The organism is Pseudomonas sp. NY11955 (assembly GCF_048068035.1).
In the GTDB taxonomy this organism is placed as follows: domain Bacteria; phylum Pseudomonadota; class Gammaproteobacteria; order Pseudomonadales; family Pseudomonadaceae; genus Aquipseudomonas.
This window is the reverse complement of sequence record NZ_JBLUPS010000008.1, coordinates 200,035-220,177: the sequence shown is the minus strand read 5'-3', so window position 1 is coordinate 220,177 and position 20,143 is coordinate 200,035. Positions and strand designations below refer to the sequence as shown.

Below are 20,143 nucleotides of genomic sequence, written 5' to 3'. Positions count from 1 at the left end.
CACCTCGCTTCTTTGAGAATACTGACAGTTGTGACTGGGCCGACCTTCCTCGCCGGGTAGTTCGCATGTTCACCGATGTTGAGCGTCGGCACACCTCTGACGCTGAGGCATTCGCCCTAGGTGAGCAGCTCCACCAGCTCTTGAGCGACGGTGCGTTTCTGCCCAATTCACCAGTGATGATGAACAGTGAGCGCCAGAGCTCTGCAAATCTATTCGCCTGTCACGTATTGGCCCCACCGGTAGACGCCGAGGCCATGGCTGTCGCTGGTAGGATTCATGATGGTTGCGGAGGTATCGGATACGACCTGACATCGGTTGCCGACCCTGTGGCTATGACACGGTTCATTGAAAACCAGACAGCGGCGCTGAATCCTAATCGCAAGCGCAAGGCACATAGCGCAGTCACACTTCACGTTGACCATCCGCTTGTCAGCCACTTCATCGACATGAGCAGTTCCTTGGAGATAACTCATACCAATGTCGAATTGGACGGAGCTTTTTTCGCGGCCCTGGATCAGCAACTGCCGAATGCGGTAGCAATCTGGCAATCCGTGTGCTCTTCGATCTACGACACTGGGCGGCCAGCAATTGCATTTGGCGAGCACAAGTCACTGCGGTCGCCCAATGGTGAGCGCCTGATCCTGAACGTCTGCGGGGAGTCATTGCTGCGGGAAAACGAGTCATCTTTGATTGGCTCGTTAAACGCTTCTCGCTTTGTCACCCGAGGCGTATTCGATGCTGATCGGTTCAAGGCCGCGGTTGAGATAGGCGTTCGATGCCTCGACAACCTCCACGACATTCAGGACCACGCTTCGGCGACCGTCGGTGAACGGTGCATGCAGAGCCGCAAGATCGGGCTCAGCGTTATGGGCTTCGCCGATGCGCTTCTGATGATGGGAATACGGTATGGGAGCTCGGAATCGCTGGATTTCGCTGCCTCTATCATGGGCCTGGTACAGGCTACCGCCAAGGCTACTAGCGAAGCATTGGCTTCTACCCGCGGTAGCTGTGACCCTACCCTACTTCGAGTCGGCGAGCCGCTGCGCCGAAATGCTTCGCTGATGGCGATCGCCGCAAACGGGACCCTCAGCTTACTCTGTAACGTATCAGGCGGTATCGAACCTCTTTTCAGCTATGTTTCCCGCCAGACCGTCGAGGGTCGCGTGATTAACCAGGTTCAACCCACGCTCCGCCGACTACTACGCGAGCACGGCTTGTCTGAATCCATGATCGATGAAATTGCCATGTCTTTGATGAATGGTGCTCAGCCTGAGGATCTCAAGCTGATACCGAGCAAAATCAGCCAAGCGATGGTGCGCGCGCACGATCTGAGTCCGGCCGACCATATTCGTACCCAAGCTACCTTTCAGTCATTCATTGATGGAGGCATCTCAAAAACGATTAACCTGCCGGCCAACAGTACAATAGATGACATCGCGGTGGCCATTCTTGAGGCCCGTGCCAGCGGCTGTGTGGGTATCTCGCTTTACAGAGACGGCAGTATCAGCGGACAACCTTCCCAAATGGCTGGTGCGAAGCCTGAGGAGTCAGGGGAGGTTGCCACTTGACGGTTCCATTCTTTGTTTCTTTTGACGGTCCGAAGGCTACCGGCAAGACCACAGTTCTTAATGCGGTTGCCGAGCGATTACGCGCCTGCGGCACGCACCAGGTAATCCAGCTGTGTGAAAAGGAACTCGATCCCTATCGACCCGAAACCTTGGAGATGATCAAGTCGCTTACGGCCAACCCGAGCACTGACTTGGAGCTTCTGATTTGTGAGCGTCTTGCCGATGGCCGAGCCTGGATCTCAAGCAATGTAGTGTTGCAGCAAACGGATAACGCGGTTGTTCTTATCGACCGTTGGTATCCGTCAGACGCTGCGTTTCGACGACTCGTTAATTTTCCGGACATTCTTAGGATGAACCTCGATCGCAGCGTGGTGACGCCAGACCTGCACGTGGGCGTTCTAGCACCACCGAAAATATCATGGGAACGGGCTGCCGGTCGCGCCAGGGGCCTAAGTAGTGTGGTAATCAAGAATTACAGCGAGCATGAAGCCTGCTCCGCGGCATTCGAACGTGCTGTAGAGGGGTATGGATGGTTTACCTGCCAAAACGTGGGCACCGTCGAAGTCTCGGCTGACCTTGTTGTCAGCGCGATAGCTGCTGGTAGATCGCGTTCCTAGCCAAACTCAAATTCGAGCTGCTGGAAACTACGATCCTACCAGTTGGAATGCCGGCGATTTGCTGTGAAGCGCCCCTGACTTCGTAGACACCTCCAATCCAAGCAGACTAATTAAGCGGATGCAAATATTGGGTCGAACACAGCCGATCGGAGTTGCTGCTCTCGACCGAGAGCGGATTAGCTTGTCCTTAATGAGCCCTGCACCAACAATTCAAGAGCAGGGCTTGATCGTCCGCCTGGCAACAGAGCGGCAAAGCCAGGAGCTCTATGCCTTTGAGCAAGGTGTAAAGGCCCGATACCTCAACAGCCTGGTTGAGAAAGGGCTGGGAACCACCATCGAGGGTGGCTTGAAGCTCACCCAAAGACGCCAAGTGCGGTGCACCAGCATCTACTGAGTCCGGGCTGAGCGGAATGCTCAGCCTGAGACGAACCGACCGTGTCGCGGTGTTTCAGTGGATCTGGAAACAACAGTAGGCACACCCTCCCCGTTGACCGATACTTCCATCACCACACACTGTTGCACTCCGAATGCGGTGACGGAACACTGATGACAACCCTAAGTAGGCGCCCACCTGAAATCTCCAAGCGAAGGCCGCTCAAGCCCTTCCCTCGGCCGCGAGAGCGCCTTCACGGCTACCTCGAGTGGGTAAATCACGTTCGATCCTTTGACCAGTACCTGCAGGTCGACATCGAGCAACTGCGCCAGCAACGGTTCAACGCTTGGCTACATGACGGGCTAACCCTGCCATTACCCTTTCTGGGTGATGACTCTCCGCGCCCCCAACTCGCGCTTCACGACCCTGGGCCACACGTCTACAGTCCCTCGCCGGCTGAAGCACCGCGATACCTCTATGCGCTGGAGGTGGCAGATCTACTGGAGTTCACTGAAGAGGACATAGCTGCCGCCTGGGTCTACAGAACAGAGTCTTGTGGCTCTGTGGAGGCCGCGGCGGAGCTCTACGCGCTCTACCGTCTCGTCACCGGTACCGACGACTATTACGCCGGCGAAACCGCTTACCTTTGGCACCCAGAGGTCGTAGCGTTGTTCCGTGACATGGAAGAACAAAGGCCGGCTTCACTGACTGATTTAGTTGATGACGCCGCGCTTGACCTTGACGCCGGCAGCGCTGACGCGAACCTGTACGACCTGCACGCGGTTCGGGAGCTGGGCATCGACGCGCTGCGACAAGCTTGGGATAACCGTCCTGACAGCTTCGCCTCACTTGAAGCCGCGGCGGAAACGCTGGCCATCCTCCGCGCCCTGAAGACCGAATCGACGACCAAACCTAGCTACAGGGCGATGCTCTCCCACGAGCTAGTGATTGACCTATCCAATGCGCTTCCTCTAGAGAATCCTGGCGCGGGATCCCTGACAGCTCCCCTGCCTTCACGGGAGCTCGAGCTGCTGCATGCCGATCGGCGGACGATGCGCGCACAGGTTTCTGTCGTAAGGACTGGCCAGGCGAATTTCCGCGAAGGCGTGATTACGCGATATGGCGGGAGGTGCTGCATCAGCGGCTGCGACATCAGCGCCCTGGTCGAGGCCGCACACGTCATCCCGTACAGGGGCGATCAGTCGGATGATGTGAGCAATGGACTATTGCTCCGGGTAGACCTGCATAGGCTCTTCGACGCGCACCTAGTGTCGATCAATCCGGAAACCCTCGAGGTGGTGGTCGCTAACTCCATCGATGACCCTGTGTACAGGGCCTATCATGGGATACGACTGTTCAGTTTCTCGCCCAGGCCCAGGCTGTTGTTCCTCGAAACACACTACCGTGCTTTTAAGGCACTGGCACGCTAGCCAGGGTCGGGCTAGCCGAACCACTTGAAGGATGCCGGGCTTCGCTGCACGCGCGGCCAGCCTGGCCGAAGAGGCTGGGCTCACAAAAACCTGTTTTCACTGGTCCGAATTTGCAGGCGCGGAGGCAGACCTGCCCTCAATGCGCCGGCTGGTCTCTTCGTCGGCAGCGTCCCCAACGTTAGAGACCTGGACCTGGATCTATCTGAGTCTGTTTATGGGAGAGGGTGTGCGTGCCAGCACGATGAAGGCCTACCATTAAGGTGGCGGTCATCACTGAGAAGAGTATGACGATGACATCGGTGGCGGGCTGTACGCTGCCGGCGAGGAAGAACTGATTGTGCTAGTCCTGCAGGCGGCACTCAATGAAGTGGCTAGGGCGAGGGCCGGAGAGCTGTGCAAGCGGCTTGGAGCTGCCCATGAACCAGCGAGCCAGGAGTGCCCCTTCTAGGCATTATCACCGTTGAGCGAAGGCCTGTCGCTATCTGGGTGATATGGCTGCGACACCCGAGGTGTGGGCAAAGCCCATTGAACTCTCACGAGGTTCGAGGATGTTGCGGAGTACGTCACAGTTAGTTGGGGCGACGTCAGCCCCGCCGCTATTTGTCGTTCGCCTTGCGGTAGACCCAAACCACGCACGCGCCCCCCAGAATCATTAGCCCCAATAGATCGCGACGAAAGGAATAGATGGCTTGACTGGAGACAGAGTCCGACCAGGCTTCGTGACTAATCCGACTGAGTGAACTGACGTTTTTCAACAATATCGCTTGCTTGCCTGACCACATGCACAAAATTCCAATCCTGCGGATCTTCCCCTTGGGCAAGGCGGGTGACCCTGGATTGCTCGTCCTTTGGAATTCGATCACCCCAAACGGACTCTACGAGCAATCCTTTTTTCCTAAGGCCACGCGCCTTCACGAATCGCTCATCATCGGCAATCTCGATGGCCAAAGCCTCGAACACTGACTCCAGCTTCGCAGCATCGGCTGCGACCTGAGCCGCAAACCTGTCTTGGTGCCCTTCGATGAACTCGCCCAGGTAGTCGGTCAACTCATCGTACCAGTCGCCATCCAACACGCAGAGCCTGGCCAGGCCATGGACCGAGTAGGCGTACCTCAGTCGGTGGACGAACCCTTCCCTGGACTTGAACGCTTCAGGCAGAACCTCAAGGCATTCATCGATGGTCGGCCTGAGCGCATTCTTACGATTGAGCGAGGTCTCCCGCCCGCCGGCGTTGATTATCTCGATACTGATCGTCGTTCGTGCATCGAAGTGATGTTGGGAGTAAAAAATCAAGGCGGGGCGATCGAGTGATATCGCTGCAGCCATCGCTGCCGGATCGAGCAGCACAAAGCATCCTTCCGAAAAGCTGACTAGCTCAGCCTCAATCATGGCCACGCCCACACTGCCGGCGGAATCAAGCAAGGGCTTGGCTAGCTGCTCAAGATCATCTGGCACTACTGATTTGTTGCTCATTGGGCCTCCTGCTCGAGCATATTGCTTGTTGGTACCACTTAGCCCTTCTTCCACCTGTAGATTGAAGCATGGGCTTGCACCGCCCCTACCGCACAGTGCACCGGTTCGACGCTGGCGGGGGAACGCCCTACTTGCTCTTGATCGCGGTAAGGCGCACGACCTCGCAGTCAAAGCCCATCGGCTTCCCAATGTCGGTTGCAAACCGGATCTGGGTATCGAGGAGCCTGTCATTGGTCTTCACCTCTACAAACTTGATTTCGTCGTCAGTGAGCACCATCAGATCAGGCCAGCCGGCTCGGTAGTCGTATGGCGCGACAGAGAAGACCTCCATGAGATGCGCCAGCTTGTCGTTACCGATTCTCTGGTAGAGATCCAGCATGAACTCATGCCGGACACGTGGGAAATAGTTTCGCAGATGCGCGTTATCCGCCAGTTCAGCAACGTTGCGGGCCAGGGCATTCGGTTTAATGGTCCGGACGGTTTCAACAATCTCAGCGGTGTGCTCGGCCTGGATGGTCATTTGCGCTTCCAGGAACCGAACCACAGCATCGTTTCTGTCGTTGAAGCTGTTGTACTTGGCCAGCGTCTCCAGAGCTGCAGCCTTCAGCAGGAGCAGAGCAGAACCGCCCTCGCAGTAGCTCACCCGCGCTCCCGCGTCGGCATACGTCTGACCAACGATTTCCTCCGGCAGTCCAGGCGGCCCACCATCGATCGACCAACTGCGTTTGTCATGCTTGCGAGCGGACAGGTCGGTGATCTTCCAACCGATGCTTTCACACTGTTGAGCCAGGGTTGCCTTAGGTGCCTTCATGACGGGTTCCGCTTCCATCTGAGTTTTTAAGGTGCTGAGTCAGCGCGGGAAATGATGCGCAGTAGAGACACTGCGGCCGAGGGGCGCACTCGCCCAAGACAAGGTTTCAACCACTGTCCTGCGCTCGTTCGGGCCGGCAGTCAGGGAGTGGATCATAGGCATATTCGACTGCCTGATCCATCAGGCCAAAGGCAAAAGCACAGACAAAAAGTCAGCCACGTGTGGACCAAAAACTATGCCTGTGCGGGGTTCTGATACGCCAGAACACACCTGAAAATGGGCTCTACCCACTTCTCAGGAGAGCTTCACATGGGCGCCACCGTATCCACCAAGAAGCTAGTCGCAGCCTTCCGCAACCCGGCCGGCGAACCACGCTAGGTACTGTTCGAGCAAACCTATTCGAAAAATTTTTAACCACTACAGCTCCGGCTGTCTGTACAGCGGTTCACGGCCAACTCGCCGAATTTCTCGGACATCGGCGACAGCAGTTGAGAATCATTGCTGGTCGGTAACCACGACCGTATCAGGCAGGATGTAGAACACAAGGTTCACAAGCAGTCGCATTACCCCGCGAAGGTAGTTGTACATGGCCGGTCTTTGCGCATCAGTCGGGGTATCGAATGCTTCAGTCGTAACCTCAATGACGCCGGCTGCTGCCAGCAACAGCGCCGGTAGCGCAAAAAACCTAGCTGCTTCCAATTGCTCCGCACAGGCGAGGCTGGTAGTTTTTTGGGTTACAAGGGTGTTACTGCTCGAACCCAGGCATCATGGACTGCTGTGCAGGGTCATAGTCCCACTGCCCTGCCCAGGTATGTCAAACTGTCGTGGATGTCGCCAGTGCCCGCGCCTCCTGCGGGCCGACAAGGACGCCGCACAGTATGAGCAGATACTTCGATCACCTAGCTGACCAGTTGGCCAGTAAAATTAGTCAGGCCAAGGTGTACATCACCAAGCACAACCCCTCAACGGGAGCGTTGGCTGAAGCCGTGCTGCGTGAGTTCCTCCAGGAACACCTGCCTGGCCAAGTGAGAGCGGAACAAGGCTTCATACTGAGCCCAGATGGTGGGCTCTCAAAACAATGTGACATTCTGATCTATGACGCCCATCGATACGCCCCTTTCTATCGAGCTGGCGCAGTCGTGGTGGTCCCGGTGGAAGCGGTAATCGCCGTGATCGAAGTGAAAACCTCCATCAACAAGCGCGCCTTCGAGGAGGTGATCAAATACTTCGAGGCGTTCGACTCCGTGAGAGGGACCTATCGTACCTACCTATTTATGTTCAACGCGCCACAGATGGGGACCCTGTCCAGCTGGTTCCATTGCTATCCGCATCCGGACGGCAGGACCGAGTTCGATCACGATACTTTCTGTCGTCTACCGGATGAGATCACGGGCCTTGATTCTTCCTACCATCTGAAGAAAGACATGGTGATCGATCGCAGGGATGGCATGGGGTACCTGTCCTACTTCTACCATGACCAGGAAGGTACTGCGATCAACGCATTGGAACTGTTCTACCTCTCGGTTTATAGCGCCGTCGAAGACTACGTCCAGTCACAGATACCCTCAGAGCTGGCGCCGCGAGCCGCCTACCACCGCAACAAAATCTCAAAACAGATCGAGGCCATTGACCTGTTCCCTATGTGACCATGACCAGGAAGGGATGCGCCGAGCCCAGGCAATGTCAATGAATGACTACCTACCCGAGAGCAGATAGATACGAAACCTTCACTATTGGAGATAAGTTGAGCAATAGATCCTCTCCAAGGCGCTCGAGCAACCACAGCGGGTGGGTGGGCGGCATTACGAGACTGGTTGCTGCCGGGCCTGGAATCGATTACAAGACCGCTTCCTAGACCGCCCGGAACTGGCACGACTCCGATGACGTTGAGATCCTGGACATCCACATTCTGCGCGTCAACCAGATGCTCCTCAGCTAGTGTTCCTTCATCTCCGCCGCGAAATAGGCCTCCATCAGGTCGGGGGTAGCCTTCTGGAATAATGCCTGCACTGGCGACAGGGTGTATCTGGTGATCATTCCTTCCCGTATGAAACCTGAAGCTCGAATCCCCGCCCAGAACAATGCGAGATTCTTGTCGCCGGTGCACAGCATGACTTTTTCATCGGGGAAGGCGGCGTACAGGCGCATGAGTAACTCAAGTGCTCTCAGATCCGCCAGGGCATTATACGCATCGGCTTTTGAGTACTTGGCTGACGGTTTGATAAGGCGCTTGGCAGGGCTCGGGCCCTTGACGACAACGACCATGCTCAGAGCTGCGAGTACGACCAGCGAGCCCCTTGTAAGCCCACACTTCTGTGCCGTTTCAAGCACCCAGTGCCAGGCTTCCGGCCGCCGGCTGGCGCTGACGGGAGCTTGAAGTTTTGGGGCCACCAGGCATAAGAACTCGACTTGCCGGTCAAAGCTGCTGCGCATATCCGAGACTAGGCCGATCACCCCCTGGACTGCTGCGTCCGGCACAATTTGCACATCTGGCAGCGCGTCAAGCAGCTTCTTTTGGCCTCAGCCCACTGATCGAGCACCCGCTCCGGCGTAGGGATATCCCGTTCATTACCCTCCATAGCGAACAGCCCTGGATTGATCCGAACGGCTTTGCCCTGAAAGATGTCCAGGAAATCATCCCCCGAGAATCTCTTCACCCCGTCCCGGTACCGAGCTGCTAGATCTTTGATCGTGCAGCGATCAGGCAGCACCGTCATCCCCTCACGCAAAGCCAGGCCAGATGGAAGCCACCCGCCGCGGACAAGGCCGATTGCTTTGCTCGCATAGTGGCTCTCGAGCGGGGCATTGACCATACCCTCCGTTGCGATCGGCAGATCAGGATAGTTACTCTCCACGACCCGAGCACCCGTGACTCTCAATGGAATCAAGATCGGGCCGTCGAGGTTAATTTTCTCGAGGTCCTCATACCTCAAAGGCTGAATCTCACCGCCCTCAAAGGTTGCCGATCGGCCGGTGGTTTGGCCGAACTCATCCTGCTCATGAAAAGCCAAGCCCCCCACCACCATCGATTCCCTTCTGTCATTCATGTCTTTTGCTCCCAATTCGCGCCGCACGCTGCGATGTTGCCCGCGCCTTCACCACTCTGCGAGAGCTGCATACCAAAGGCCATGCAATCCCTCAGTTGCATGCCATCCATGCGAACTGCAATTCCGCAAAAAATTTTTGCAGCCATGATCACATTGGCCTGCTGTCGGCGGTGCTTACGACATCTCTTTTAGTACAGTGCCTAGCCATGTCGCCAATCAGGCTTCAGTAAGGGATGTTGACCTGCAGCTGTTGAACCTGCACCGATTGCGCGTGAATTAGGTGAGACAGAACTCGTCGCTCTTTGACAGCAGCCTGCTCAGGGTAATCCGCGAAGCGGTCGTTGCTAACAATGAAAGCTCCAGCATCAAAAGCAGCGGCGGCGAGCAAGCCTTCATCAGCCCTAGCCCCGTTACACATTACACTGACACGCGCCTGTGGAAACTGCGCCTGCAGCTCAGACTCACTTGTGGAAAGCTTTGAACAGATCCCTGGGTCAAACATCACGACCACCTTGTACAGCTCGCTCAGATGCGGGACGAGAGCCGTGACTGCGCCTAGCCCTATGAAGGTGGACTTCCCGTTTTCAGCCGGCCGGTAGCATAGGTTGTTCCCATCTAGGATCACCGTTTCAATCGCATTATCGAGGAGGCGAAGGTTGTCCTCGACGCGCACTTTCTTTTTATCGAGGTCAATCTCGTAATGGCCGCGCTTGGCTTTCAGCTTTCTGAGGATGTTACGCGGACTCTCATCCTCGAAGCTCTCCTTACATGCCTGGTGAATTGCCCATCTCTCCGAGCTGCTCGAGCTACGTGCCAGAGCACGCTCAAAACCCTCTGCCTTGGCGATATCATTTTCGAGCATCTCCAGCTGACGGGAGCTGTGCTGCCATTCCCGGACTGCTACACCGGCCATCGCTTCCCACTTGTTGCTCGCAATCCTCGTGCTCTCCATTCTGATACTCAACTGCTGGAGTTCACTGGTCATTCCAGCAACGGTTGCGGTGGCCTCGAGGAGGTTAAACTCGCGGTATCGCGTCAAATTACCAGCCAGAAGCTTTTCCCCGGGCTCATGTTTGGCAAGCTCGGCCTCTGCTTCACACCGTGACTGCGACAGCATTTCTAGCCGTTTCGCCAGTTCCCCCGCTTGGTGCTTTGCAACCTTCTGGTCAGCGGAAAGCCACAAGCTGGCCAGCCAGCTGTCAGCCCCAGAAGCCTCATCCAGCTTCGCCTTCTCTCTGCGGATCGACTCGCTGCTCGTACTCAACAGCTCGAGGCGTTGTCTGACCTCAGTATTGATCCGGGTCAGATGTGCCAAATCGGTGCTGGCAACGTCACAATCAAACCCTTGGTACCAGGTGCATTCGTTCTGCAGTTTCTGGATCGACTTTTTGATCGACTCAGCTTGCTCATTCTGTGCAGCCAGAAGTGCTGCGTGCTCATTGCGGTACATGATCATTCCCTTCTCTATTGATTGCGCTTAGCCGACGTTTGGCCCGGGTTTCGCTGTCCCGCGCGGTAAACGGCCTTGGCGCCGCACTGAAACGCAACGACGGCCAGGGCACCAGCCGCCACGCAGATAGCATTTGTGATGAGAAACTCCAAGGGCGATATCGTGGTGTTCATGCTCAGGTCCTCGCCTTGAGGCTTGCGCCACAGCTAGGACAAAACTTGTTTCCTGCATCCACCGGCTGCGCGCATGCGGGACATGCGTTAGCCAAAAGCATTTTTTGCCGCATGTGGCCAATCTGGATCACGCAAGGCACAGTCACTCGATATGCCGGGCTGGCCAGGTCAAATGCAGTCCAGATTCCAGTAATCGCCCATCCGACTGGACCTGTGAGGACTGCAAACCCCCTTCCCATACCTGCTGCACCAGCAAACGCTACGCTACGGCCGACCAGGCTTGTCATTGTTGCACCCGCGACGGCCGCAGTGAGCTGGTACGTGCCTGTTGCACTCAGGCTTGCAAGCAATGTAGCGAGCGCGCCTGGCCCCATCCCAGGTCGGTAGGTGCCACCCAGAGAGTCGAAGAATGTTGCTTTATCTTCTTCGCTCATGCGGCTCATCGACTGCTCCACTACCTTGCCGATGATGGCCAACTCCATCTTCGCGCAGTCAGATCCTTTGCCTACCCCAACATGCGAAGCAACGTCCCCGAGCAGCTCCTTGTAAGGCACACCACTACCACCACGGAAGATGTTCATCAGTGAGTTGCCGCCGAAACGGGACAGCTCTTCAGCTATCAAACCCCGCTCGAAGTCAGTTATCTGTGTGTCCTTCGCCTCACTCAGCTGTCGGCATACTGTTGAAGACAGAGAAATGCGGCCCTTACCGCTATCAGTGATTACATCGATCAGCAGGCTGAGGTCGTCGGCGCCAGCGGTAGAGAGAACATCTGCCAGGTCGGGATCCTGAATCATGGACATGCGGGTACCTCCTCAGTTGTTAATCGAGATTTGTTGGAGAATGTGGGGTTTTGTTACTGACCATCGCTCCTGCAATCGCCGCAAGCCAGGCCCTGGGCTGCTCTTGGTACACTTGACGCAGCATTAGGGCATCCAAGCGATGGCAGCGACGCCGGCGCCATTCATCGCGCGCCATGGCTCTGTCTACCTCCGCGGAAGCTCCTATGCCAAACGGGCGTTGATCCGGGTGTACCTTGCACTCCCGCAGGACCTTTTCAACGGGGTTGCCAAGGTGGAGCTTGTCCTCACTCTGCAACTTCACCGCGGCGGCGAGGAAGTCCTGGCAACTACCGATCGCTTCGGCAAGCGCCAGCCAATCCTGGGGGCGCATCAAAAGAAATGCTGGCGGCACGTCCAGAATTTCAGCAAGCTTCTCAATAGTCTGCAGGTCAGGGTTTGGCTCAACCTCGCCCTCCGCCTTCAGCGCACGTACAGTGCTCCGGGCAATTCCTTTTTCGCGCTGTATGTAGGTTGCGGTGATTGGTCCAGGGCGACCGCTATCTCGCTGCTTGCCACCGACAAACAGCGCTGCGTTCAAGTTGTCTCTGAAGTAGTGGCCCAGAGTGAGCGATGGTGCTCCTCCGATTTCGACTTTTTCCATGATGGCCTCTTCCGTTTCTGATGTCGGAAGAATATGCATGGCTTTCTGCCACATCAATTCATCTTGGAGCGTTGGCACTCCATCTTGTCAGGCAGATGGAGCGCAAGCGCTCCATAAAACCTATTTTTTTACTCTCCTGCTGGCTCGGCTCTCTCGTTTGGCCGCCTTTCCTTCCTCGTAACCGGACTCTTTTCGTACTTTCGCAGCAGCGCCAGCGTCAGTAAGGTCCAGGACAACAACAGATGTTATGGCCCTTAGCTCTGCCGGCAACTGCCCCTCAAGTGCGACCTTGAGTGCATTAGGTGTGTCAGGCGTGGTGCCCTCCGGCGATGCCGGGATCTTCAGCCCCTTCCCGAACCAAAAGACAATGTAGATCCCCTGCCCTTCAGTGCTCGGCGCCTGTGTATAGGTTTGAAGCTGACCGCTATGCCCGTACCAGAGGTGACTGTGGCCTGAACGTTTTGCCTCGAACGGTAGAGACAAGGTCCCGTGCGTGACCACCATGTCAGCCCGAGTCCCTCCTGCAGACGCCACCTCTGGAGATACCTCGAAGTCACCATAAACCCGCAGGCGATCACGAAGCTTATCGGCTAAAATATCGCGGCAATCGTTCTCTGGCTTAGGCGCATCTTCATTCCAGTAAAGGCTCCAGATGTTCAATGGCGAAGACTGGATTTCTGCTGCAACCTTGCGCAGCTCCATAAGGGTCAGAGCTCGCAGATCACTGACACTGATGGGGCCTTTGCTATCAATCACTTTGGCTAAGTCAGCCGGGGTAATCAACGAACAATCCAATGCCCGGGCGTCACGACGGTAGACCTCGAGGTCATGCCTGAGCAGCAGCTCCCAAGCCGTTCCCTCCGCAGCGGCAACCAGCGACTTCAGGACACTTTCCGCCTGTCTCTCACCCGAAAGCCTGATCGACTTCATCACCTTTGCGGTGTCGATCCTGATGCGATCGTAATGCCCTTCCATTGATGGCGATCGGGCGATGAAAAACCGAATCAGGAGGGCGCTGATGCTGATCGTAGTAGAAGGCTCAGTACTAAAGCCTTTTAGCGGGTAGTCGTCGACGATCAAACGGTGGATCGTATGGTCATCGGCCACCTCCAATGCTCGGGTGAAGTCATCACTGAACAAGCCCGGCTCAATGCAAACGCCGAAGTATGCCCACTGAAGTCGATCCGAGATGATGGTGGAATAGAGCCTACCCTGAGGCTCCTGCTTGCATTGCTCGACCAGGCGGTCAATGAAGGTTCGAGCGACCGAGACTAGCTCATCGAGGTCAAGGTTCATCCAGGCTAGATTTTGTGCCGCGTTCAGCAAGCCTCTGTCGACCATGTCTGGTTGCCGTACAAGTGCGTTTACGGCCCACGCCTGCAAATCACCAGCCCGCGGCTTCTCTCCGAGCTTTTCCAGTAGGGTGCGCCAAGATCCGTCATTTACACGGGAGAGCTGAGCGAGCGTTTCTGGCTCTGTGCGGAAGGCGCTTTCAAGCAAAGTGATGCACTGGTCCTCAAGCCTATCTTTGAGGTAGGAGCTTCTCAGGTACTCGGCAGACAAGTACACCCTGATGATTTCTACGGTCGACAATCCAATGAGGTCACGACCCTTGTCAATCAGCAATGATGCCCGGGCTGCGAGATGCACCCCTGTAGGAGAACACTGACCCTCGACAATCCCGTCGGCTACCGCACCAGCAAGCTTCTCGCCGAAGGCTTCATTCAGCGCTTCTGTTCCGTTGCAAGCCACAAGAGGCAGGGGCGAATTTCCAGCATAAATCTCTGCCCCCCAGTAGAAGAGCTCGCTTAATTGGTCATCGGTGATTGTTTCAGCTGTCTGGCAAACCTTGATTCTTCGTTGTAGCTGGGCCTCCACACTATTGGCTGCACGTGCTTGCAGGATCGAAAGCTCCTCCTCATGTGCAGTGATAGCGGCCCTGACCGTAGATACTACTTCTCGGTCTAGGCGTGCCGTAAGCAAGGCTGGAAACCAGTCAGGCGTTGCCTCACCCTGCCGCAGAACCCAGGCCACCACTTGCCGTCCAACATAAGCGCCCCCTGTCCTGGCCAGCAGTTGACTTGAGTTCAGAAGCAAACTGACGGACGCTGCGGTGGGTGAAATGCCGAGGATCCGCAATCCCATGCCAATCGAGCCACAATCAGCAATCTCAAGGTCGGTAACAGCGGCGATTTCAGCCACTAGGTCATCAGCCACACCCCGCGATTCAATGTACTCACGCGCGGCACGGCTGAAGGGGGAGTCATCACCAACAATCAAACCTGTTGCGATCAACAGGCAGGCGAACTCTTCAATAGTTGGCTCAAACTGCGTAACAACGGCAATGCCGAGGTGGGAGGCAAATGTTTGCTGTATCGACCCCTTACCTTTCGCAACGCGCCAGTTTTTCGGGTCTTCTGTAATCAACTCGCGCCATGATCTCGGCGCTACATGCCATGCAGCATCTCGTAGGGCGTAGGTGATAGTGGGGGTGGGGCCACCCACATTTCTCAAAGTGTCATAGAGAGCGGTGTGCACCGCCATCAGCACTTTCAATAGCCGATTCAAATCAGCCAGGTTCAGTTGCTGTGAAGGGATAGCGCAGAACAGCTGGGCCATCGAGCGCAGGTTGCCGTAATCATGCTCCGCCATATGGCAGAGGTGCTCAATGTTCGTCCAAATCGCCTCAATAGTAGGCTGGCCGCAGTGGAGCCAGGCTTTGACTGCTGCGCGCCGGCACCACTCAACCCCAGCTTGACTCACTACCATGCCCCAGCAGACATCAGCTGCAGCGGCATGGGGCTTACCTACAGACAGCGCCTCCAAGAGCATATTGATGCGGTAGCCTGACGTCTCGTCGGCCAGCATCCCTATCACCTGGCTAAGCATGTCATCAGTGATGAGGCCCACCGTTGTGATCTCTGCTGGTGCCCACTGGTTGGGCGCCCACCGGAAGAAAGGGTCTCTAGAACCCACGTCCCTGAGAACCGTTAACCTCGCCTCGACGGGCAATTTTGCCGTGTCGCCGTGAAGAAGCAATGAATCCGGGTCTAGTTGTGCCAGTCTCATCGCTTCATCTGAGCGTCCGAAGCTGACCAGGTGACCTGCATACCACGCATAGAGGGGACGCATTCCGTCCGCAGGTAAGCCGTCTGCAGACACGATGAGCGCCAGCGCGCGTTCAGCATGGAGCTTCGCGTTGCCAACCTCGCTAGTGACAAGCCTTGCGAGGAAACGTCCGGCGAGAAATTCCTGAATGCTACGGTGAAGCGGCTGGAACACGTCCCCGGCTTTGATAAACAACGCGGTGTCCAACACTGCTGTCAATGCAGTGCGGTCGAGCCTCAAGTCGTCACACGTGACCGCGGTGTCATCTGTAAAAACGGAAAGCTTGATCCGATGCCTGCCTGACAACAGCAGTGCCAGGCCGACGCGGCCGGCAATGTCGAGCCTGGCGTCCATCGTGAGGGTGGCAAGCTGGCCATCTTCCTGTTTGATATTGTTGTGCTCAAACGCCAGGTGCTCAACGCCAGACCGGTAAAGCTCGAATCGCGTCAACTCGGCGGGTGACTCTATGTCGGCCTTTGTGAGGAATTTCAAACCCAGAGGCGTCATCGTGAAGGCAGTCGAACGTATCACCTCCAGCCTGGCGAGGAGTGCTGCCGGATCTACGCAGCCAAACGCATGAAGCACTCTGACTGCCTCTTGCTCCGTTAAAGGAAGCAATTGGGCAACTGCAGGGGCCACACCAGTTGAAGCTCCCCTATCACCGAAAGCCTGACTGAGGCGCCCGCCTTCGTTCCAGCTTTCAGCCCGGCAACTTACCCGCCACCTGACGTCCGGAGTGCGCTGTAATGCCCTTGCGATGCCCCTGGCCTCGTCCACCGGAATCTCATCAAGGGCATCGATGTAGATTGTCGAACCGGGTGTAAATTGCTGCTCAACCACGGCAAATGCAGGGTGACAGGTTTCTCCCTCCAGCTGGGCTAGCTGGCTGAGCGCCACGGACTTGCCCATACCAGGGGCACCGAGGAGCACAATGAATCGTTCGCTGAGCAGGCTGCTCAGCGGCCGAGCGTCTCTAGCTTCATCAGCAGCAGTACCGGTCGTTATGAGGCGGTCAAGTGGGGCAATGGTCATGTGGGTACGGGCCAGGCTCAATCGAGCCCGGCATGATACAAGATGCTGGGCCCGGCTCGGGTAACTGGAGTCATTCGGCGGTGTGCCGCGCCAGGATCCGTGCAATCTCGCTCAGGTGAATTCTGCGCGCGCCCTCCTCGAGTTTTTCAGCCTCCTCCCAAATATCGCTGATGCTGGACCCCAATTCGAGCGCGAGCGCCTCACGCTGAGCCCGCTTCAGGCTATGTCCCATTAAGGTCGATGTTGGCCTGGCCAGGTCGACCCACCCTTCACCACCCTCATCACCGTACTGAAATGGAATTCGCAGGCCGGTCATCCTGCACACTCCATCAACCACCAGCTCCCCGTCATTCTCAAGGAAAAGGCACAGATACTCGTACTTCCCCGTAGTGTCGAGAGTATTGGGCCAGGACTCGAAATTCCAGTGCTTGCTGGCTCTACGGCCTTTCTCGCCCCCCTGCTCTGCGACAATCTGCTGGTGGTACCGATCCCTGGCCTCATCGGCCTCTTCGCAGGGGCGAGAGTTGTAAATCAGTGCATAGGCATCGCGCACCTCGAGCTCGTGCGGCAGATATTTGGCAAACGTGAATGGCCCCTTAGGCGAGTAGTCAGGTCTTGCGTTCCGATTGCGGTTATAGGCAACGATGGCGGCTTTGAGGTCATCGTCGGTGATGACCCGAGTCTCAGCTGATCTCCAGAGCTGCTCGAACCATTGTTGAGCCGCACGCACTTCATCAGTCGTGGTTGTGTGGATCCCCGCCTCCAGCCAGTGAGCGAGCTCTTGCCCCTCCAAACCAAGGCCATTTCGGCTGAGGTTGGCACTACCTACAACCAGGTTCGCTTCACCTACGATCACCTTGGCGTGCAGGCGGTCGCACTGTTGAATCTCGATATGAGGATTCTTCTTCGCCCTTTTTAGCAGGCCCTTGATCATCCAAGGGTTCGTACCGCCACTGCGCAAGTTAACGATCATCCGGATGGGTTTGGAGATCTCAGGGTGGATGTGCACATCGGCGTCTTCTCCCCAGAACGCTACCGCGACGTCCAAGCGCGGCTCTTCGGCGACTACTGTGGCTACTACTGACTGGTATTGATCAGGGCGAACGAACAATTGAAGGCACTCCTGTGAATTGTGCTGGTAACGGCCAGTGTGGCGGTGACAGCATCGTTTGGTAGGTTGCCGCCACCAGGGTGGGCCATTACTCTGCCATACCAGCAGCAACTGCCCTATGCCAAGGATCAAGGATGAACCACACCCCTCGACCAAAACGGCAGCATTCAGGTGCGAGCGATGGCATTGAGCCTTGATCCCGACACGTAGCGCGACAATGAATCGAGACGATCTGGTTCACGCCTGGAGGCAATGCTTCAAGGTAATGGAAGCGAACTGGTGATTGAGCGATGGACCCACGCAACGAAGACTTGGACGACTGAGACATGACTGACAGGAAACTTAGTGTAAGTGAACAATGGCTTGAAGCCCGGGCCCCCGGCTTTCAGCGCTTACCAGATCTTGATCGCCGCGTCATATTCGACTTCGCCTTTCTTTGGAGTCTTTTCGAGGCACAGATCATGGAGAACTATGCCCGGACTGATCGCATCCGCGAACGAATCGATGCCTGGACTTTGGACGGAACGCTAGGAGCTGAGCTCTACGACGCGGAGCTTACCTATTATCGGAGTCGTTACTATGCCGACGGTGAATTGACTCACCATTTCCCTCACCTGCAACTCCGGCCCTCAGACCACCGTGACCTCGTTCAGGCGGTTATTGAAGGGGGGAACGACACCCCATGCGACCGAATGTTGGCTCTCCTGATGATCGTCTGGCGCCTACGCAACAATCTCTTCCACGGCGCAAAATGGGCCTATGAGCTTCGCGATCAGCGCGAGAACTTCAGTCATGCGAACAGCGTTTTGATGCGAATACTCGAACGCCATGGCCAGCTCGGCTAAGAGCGCAGCCGCCCTTGAGGACCGTTTCCTAGCCAAGTTGAACGAGTCCTCCGCGCTTGATCCAGGCTTCAGGCTCCCCGAATGCGCAGCGGGGGACCGTAAGCCTCACGATCCCATCAATAAATACATCGCTGCTCAAGCGAAGCAACCGCCGACCTCAAGGTAGCGCAGCAGTGAGAGCATTTGGAACCGGAGCGTCGTCTACGCTCACGTGCCATGCTTGGCGTCCTGCCCTAGGCACCAGTCTTCAGGCATGCCCGAACAAGCCGAGAATGGCGTACACTGAAGGCCGCTGACGACCACCCTCGCCCGTGTCAGAAATCGCCAGTCGCGATCGCCCGTGCACCTGCGGCGACTGGGGGCAAAACTGGGGGCATAGCTTCAAAATAGTCTTCTGAAACCACCGCCCTAGAGCCATGTCAAAATGTTCTTCGGGGACCCTGACAGTCTTTAGGGGCTTCGCGCATGCTTGTTAGCTGATCATTCCTGCCTCTTACTAGCCCCGAAGAGCCCATCTCATCACCAACCATTCACACGAGGCCAATGAGCTGCCTCACCATTCGCCTGCAGCGCTTCATAGGCTGGATATTGAGCACCTGTTGCACAGGCGTGGTTGGGCAGAACGCGCAGGCGAGTGCCAATTGGATAAAGCTTCTCCACATCCATGCTCATACCTTCCTCAAAAGAGGCAACACCGTGCTCCTGGTTGGCGGAGCGCAGCAACAAGCCTTCGATGATCGCCCCATTCGAGTCGCATACCAGGCCATACCCGAAGTCGCACTGCTGGGACTGAGTACCCCTGTCTCGGCTCATGGCCATCCAGCCTGAATCGGTGATGATCCAACCCTTGTCTGGTTGGTGTCCGATCACGGTGGTTAGGACAGACAGAGCCAGGTCTTCGAGCGCACATACGCCAACGTTATGCATGACCAGGTCAAAGAACACGTAAACCCCAGCTCGCAGCTCGGTAACACCTTCAAGGTGCACGGCAGAAAGCGCTGTCGGCGTCGAGCCCACACTGACCTCGGGGCAAGAAAGACCTGCAGCGCGAATATTCTCAGCAGCCTTAACGCATTCGGAGCGCTCCAGTTCAGCGATTTCCTGGAGTGCTTCAAGGGTGTTCAACTTGTAGCTTTCACCGGCATGAGTCATCACGCCTTTGAGCACTGCTCCCCCCTGATGGAGGACAGTGGCAATTTCAAGAAGCAGCGGGTCATCGCTGCGAACGCCTGAGCGGTGGTGATCACTGTCAATTTCGATGAAGACTTCAAATTGCTCGTCATTGGCGCGCCCAAAATCGACGATGGCCCGTGCGCCTGCGGCACTGTCAGTGACAATGATCAGCGCACACCCAGCTCGACGCAGCTCCAATGCCTGAGCGAGTTTGGTGGGCGCCATTGCGACCGCATACAGAATGTCGGTCACACCCTGTGCGAAGAACGCTTGGGCTTCCTTGAGCGTCGAGACAGTGACACCCTGCGCCCCAGCCTGAATCTGCGCCTCGACTACCTGGGTGCATTTGGTGGTTTTCACATGAGGTCGCAACCTCACGCCAAGGCTGTTAGCCCGCTGTTGCATCCGTTCAATGTTGCGCGTCATGCACAAAACATCGACTACGGCTACGGGTGTGTCCAGGAACTCAATTGAAGTGGTCATCGGCAA

General features: G+C 56.5%; 16 protein-coding genes. 6 read left to right on the top strand and 10 right to left on the bottom strand.

Annotation, left to right across the window (positions count from 1 at the left end):
• Positions 1-65 precede the first annotated feature (65 nt).
• From ACNFBR_RS17035 to ACNFBR_RS17020, 4 genes are all read left to right on the top strand, one after another.
• Positions 66-1,568, top strand: a complete 1,503-nt coding sequence (locus ACNFBR_RS17035) for a hypothetical protein (protein WP_416736006.1) — start codon at positions 66-68, stop codon at positions 1,566-1,568.
• Positions 1,565-2,185, top strand: coding sequence for a thymidylate kinase (locus ACNFBR_RS17030; RefSeq protein ID WP_323600678.1), 621 nt, complete (start codon positions 1,565-1,567; stop codon positions 2,183-2,185). The genes ACNFBR_RS17035 and ACNFBR_RS17030 overlap by 4 nt, the downstream gene beginning before the upstream one ends.
• A 223-nt stretch (positions 2,186-2,408) precedes the next feature.
• Positions 2,409-2,579: a hypothetical protein gene (locus tag ACNFBR_RS17025; protein ID WP_416736005.1), complete on the top strand. Its 171-nt coding sequence runs from the start codon at positions 2,409-2,411 to the stop codon at positions 2,577-2,579.
• A gap of 152 nt (positions 2,580-2,731) precedes the next feature.
• Complete coding sequence (locus ACNFBR_RS17020) at positions 2,732-3,988, top strand: HNH endonuclease (protein ID WP_416736004.1); 1,257 nt, start codon at positions 2,732-2,734, stop codon at positions 3,986-3,988.
• A 723-nt stretch (positions 3,989-4,711) separates the two neighbouring features.
• Here the strand turns inward: ACNFBR_RS17020 and ACNFBR_RS17015 are convergent.
• Complete coding sequence (locus ACNFBR_RS17015; RefSeq protein ID WP_416736003.1) at positions 4,712-5,461, bottom strand: hypothetical protein; 750 nt, start codon at positions 5,459-5,461, stop codon at positions 4,712-4,714.
• Positions 5,462-5,588: 127 nt separating this feature from the next.
• Entirely contained in the window at positions 5,589-6,272 is a 684-nt protein-coding gene (locus ACNFBR_RS17010) for a VRR-NUC domain-containing protein (RefSeq protein WP_416736002.1), read from the bottom strand.
• An 878-nt stretch (positions 6,273-7,150) separates the two neighbouring features.
• Between ACNFBR_RS17010 and ACNFBR_RS17005 the strand changes: the two genes are divergently transcribed.
• Positions 7,151-7,918, top strand: a complete 768-nt coding sequence (locus ACNFBR_RS17005; RefSeq protein WP_416736001.1) for a DUF6602 domain-containing protein — start codon at positions 7,151-7,153, stop codon at positions 7,916-7,918.
• A gap of 289 nt (positions 7,919-8,207) precedes the next feature.
• Here the strand turns inward: ACNFBR_RS17005 and ACNFBR_RS17000 are convergent, their stop codons facing one another.
• From ACNFBR_RS17000 to ACNFBR_RS16970, 7 genes are all read right to left on the bottom strand, one after another.
• A complete protein-coding gene (locus ACNFBR_RS17000; protein WP_416736000.1) occupies positions 8,208-8,726 on the bottom strand; it encodes a hypothetical protein in 519 nt (172 codons plus the stop codon).
• A complete protein-coding gene (locus ACNFBR_RS16995; RefSeq protein WP_416735999.1) occupies positions 8,723-9,319 on the bottom strand; it encodes a hypothetical protein in 597 nt (198 codons plus the stop codon). Before ACNFBR_RS16995 ends, ACNFBR_RS17000 begins: the two co-directional genes overlap by 4 nt.
• Positions 9,320-9,542: 223 nt before the next feature.
• The gene (locus tag ACNFBR_RS16990) at positions 9,543-10,775 is read right to left on the bottom strand and encodes a hypothetical protein (RefSeq protein ID WP_416735998.1); all 1,233 of its coding nucleotides are present in this window, start codon (positions 10,773-10,775) and stop codon (positions 9,543-9,545) included.
• Positions 10,776-10,944: 169 nt separating this feature from the next.
• Positions 10,945-11,745 (bottom strand): zinc ribbon domain-containing protein, encoded by an 801-nt coding sequence (locus ACNFBR_RS16985; protein WP_416735997.1) that lies wholly within the window; start codon positions 11,743-11,745, stop codon positions 10,945-10,947.
• Positions 11,746-11,764: 19 nt separating this feature from the next.
• Positions 11,765-12,439 (bottom strand): XRE family transcriptional regulator, encoded by a 675-nt coding sequence (locus ACNFBR_RS16980; RefSeq protein ID WP_416735996.1) that lies wholly within the window; start codon positions 12,437-12,439, stop codon positions 11,765-11,767.
• A 66-nt stretch (positions 12,440-12,505) separates the two neighbouring features.
• Positions 12,506-16,525: an NACHT domain-containing protein gene (locus ACNFBR_RS16975; protein ID WP_416735995.1), complete on the bottom strand. Its 4,020-nt coding sequence runs from the start codon at positions 16,523-16,525 to the stop codon at positions 12,506-12,508.
• A 70-nt stretch (positions 16,526-16,595) separates the two neighbouring features.
• Positions 16,596-17,573 carry a phospholipase D family protein gene (locus ACNFBR_RS16970; protein WP_416735994.1) on the bottom strand — a complete coding sequence of 326 codons (978 nt, stop codon included), beginning with the start codon at positions 17,571-17,573 and terminating at the stop codon, positions 16,596-16,598.
• A gap of 389 nt (positions 17,574-17,962) precedes the next feature.
• Here ACNFBR_RS16970 and ACNFBR_RS16965 point away from each other — a divergent pair, with 389 nt between their 5' ends.
• Positions 17,963-18,481 (top strand): hypothetical protein, encoded by a 519-nt coding sequence (locus tag ACNFBR_RS16965; RefSeq protein WP_416735993.1) that lies wholly within the window; start codon positions 17,963-17,965, stop codon positions 18,479-18,481.
• 519 nt (positions 18,482-19,000) lie between these two features.
• Here the strand turns inward: ACNFBR_RS16965 and ACNFBR_RS16960 are convergent.
• Positions 19,001-20,137 (bottom strand): DSD1 family PLP-dependent enzyme, encoded by a 1,137-nt coding sequence (locus ACNFBR_RS16960; RefSeq protein WP_416735992.1) that lies wholly within the window; start codon positions 20,135-20,137, stop codon positions 19,001-19,003.
• Positions 20,138-20,143 lie beyond the last annotated feature (6 nt).

Coding starts and splice junctions, on each gene's coding strand:
- ACNFBR_RS17035 (WP_416736006.1), top strand. CDS start 66: ATGTTCACCGATGTTGAGCGTCGGCACACCTCTGACGCTGAGGCATTC.
- ACNFBR_RS17020 (WP_416736004.1), top strand. CDS start 2,732: ATGACAACCCTAAGTAGGCGCCCACCTGAAATCTCCAAGCGAAGGCCG.
- ACNFBR_RS17015 (WP_416736003.1), bottom strand. CDS start 5,461: ATGAGCAACAAATCAGTAGTGCCAGATGATCTTGAGCAGCTAGCCAAG.
- ACNFBR_RS17010 (WP_416736002.1), bottom strand. CDS start 6,272: ATGAAGGCACCTAAGGCAACCCTGGCTCAACAGTGTGAAAGCATCGGT.
- ACNFBR_RS17005 (WP_416736001.1), top strand. CDS start 7,151: ATGAGCAGATACTTCGATCACCTAGCTGACCAGTTGGCCAGTAAAATT.
- ACNFBR_RS16995 (WP_416735999.1), bottom strand. CDS start 9,319: ATGAATGACAGAAGGGAATCGATGGTGGTGGGGGGCTTGGCTTTTCAT.
- ACNFBR_RS16990 (WP_416735998.1), bottom strand. CDS start 10,775: ATGATCATGTACCGCAATGAGCACGCAGCACTTCTGGCTGCACAGAAT.
- ACNFBR_RS16985 (WP_416735997.1), bottom strand. CDS start 11,745: ATGTCCATGATTCAGGATCCCGACCTGGCAGATGTTCTCTCTACCGCT.
- ACNFBR_RS16980 (WP_416735996.1), bottom strand. CDS start 12,439: ATGTGGCAGAAAGCCATGCATATTCTTCCGACATCAGAAACGGAAGAG.
- ACNFBR_RS16975 (WP_416735995.1), bottom strand. CDS start 16,525: ATGACCATTGCCCCACTTGACCGCCTCATAACGACCGGTACTGCTGCT.
- ACNFBR_RS16965 (WP_416735993.1), top strand. CDS start 17,963: ATGACTGACAGGAAACTTAGTGTAAGTGAACAATGGCTTGAAGCCCGG.
- ACNFBR_RS16960 (WP_416735992.1), bottom strand. CDS start 20,137: ATGACCACTTCAATTGAGTTCCTGGACACACCCGTAGCCGTAGTCGAT.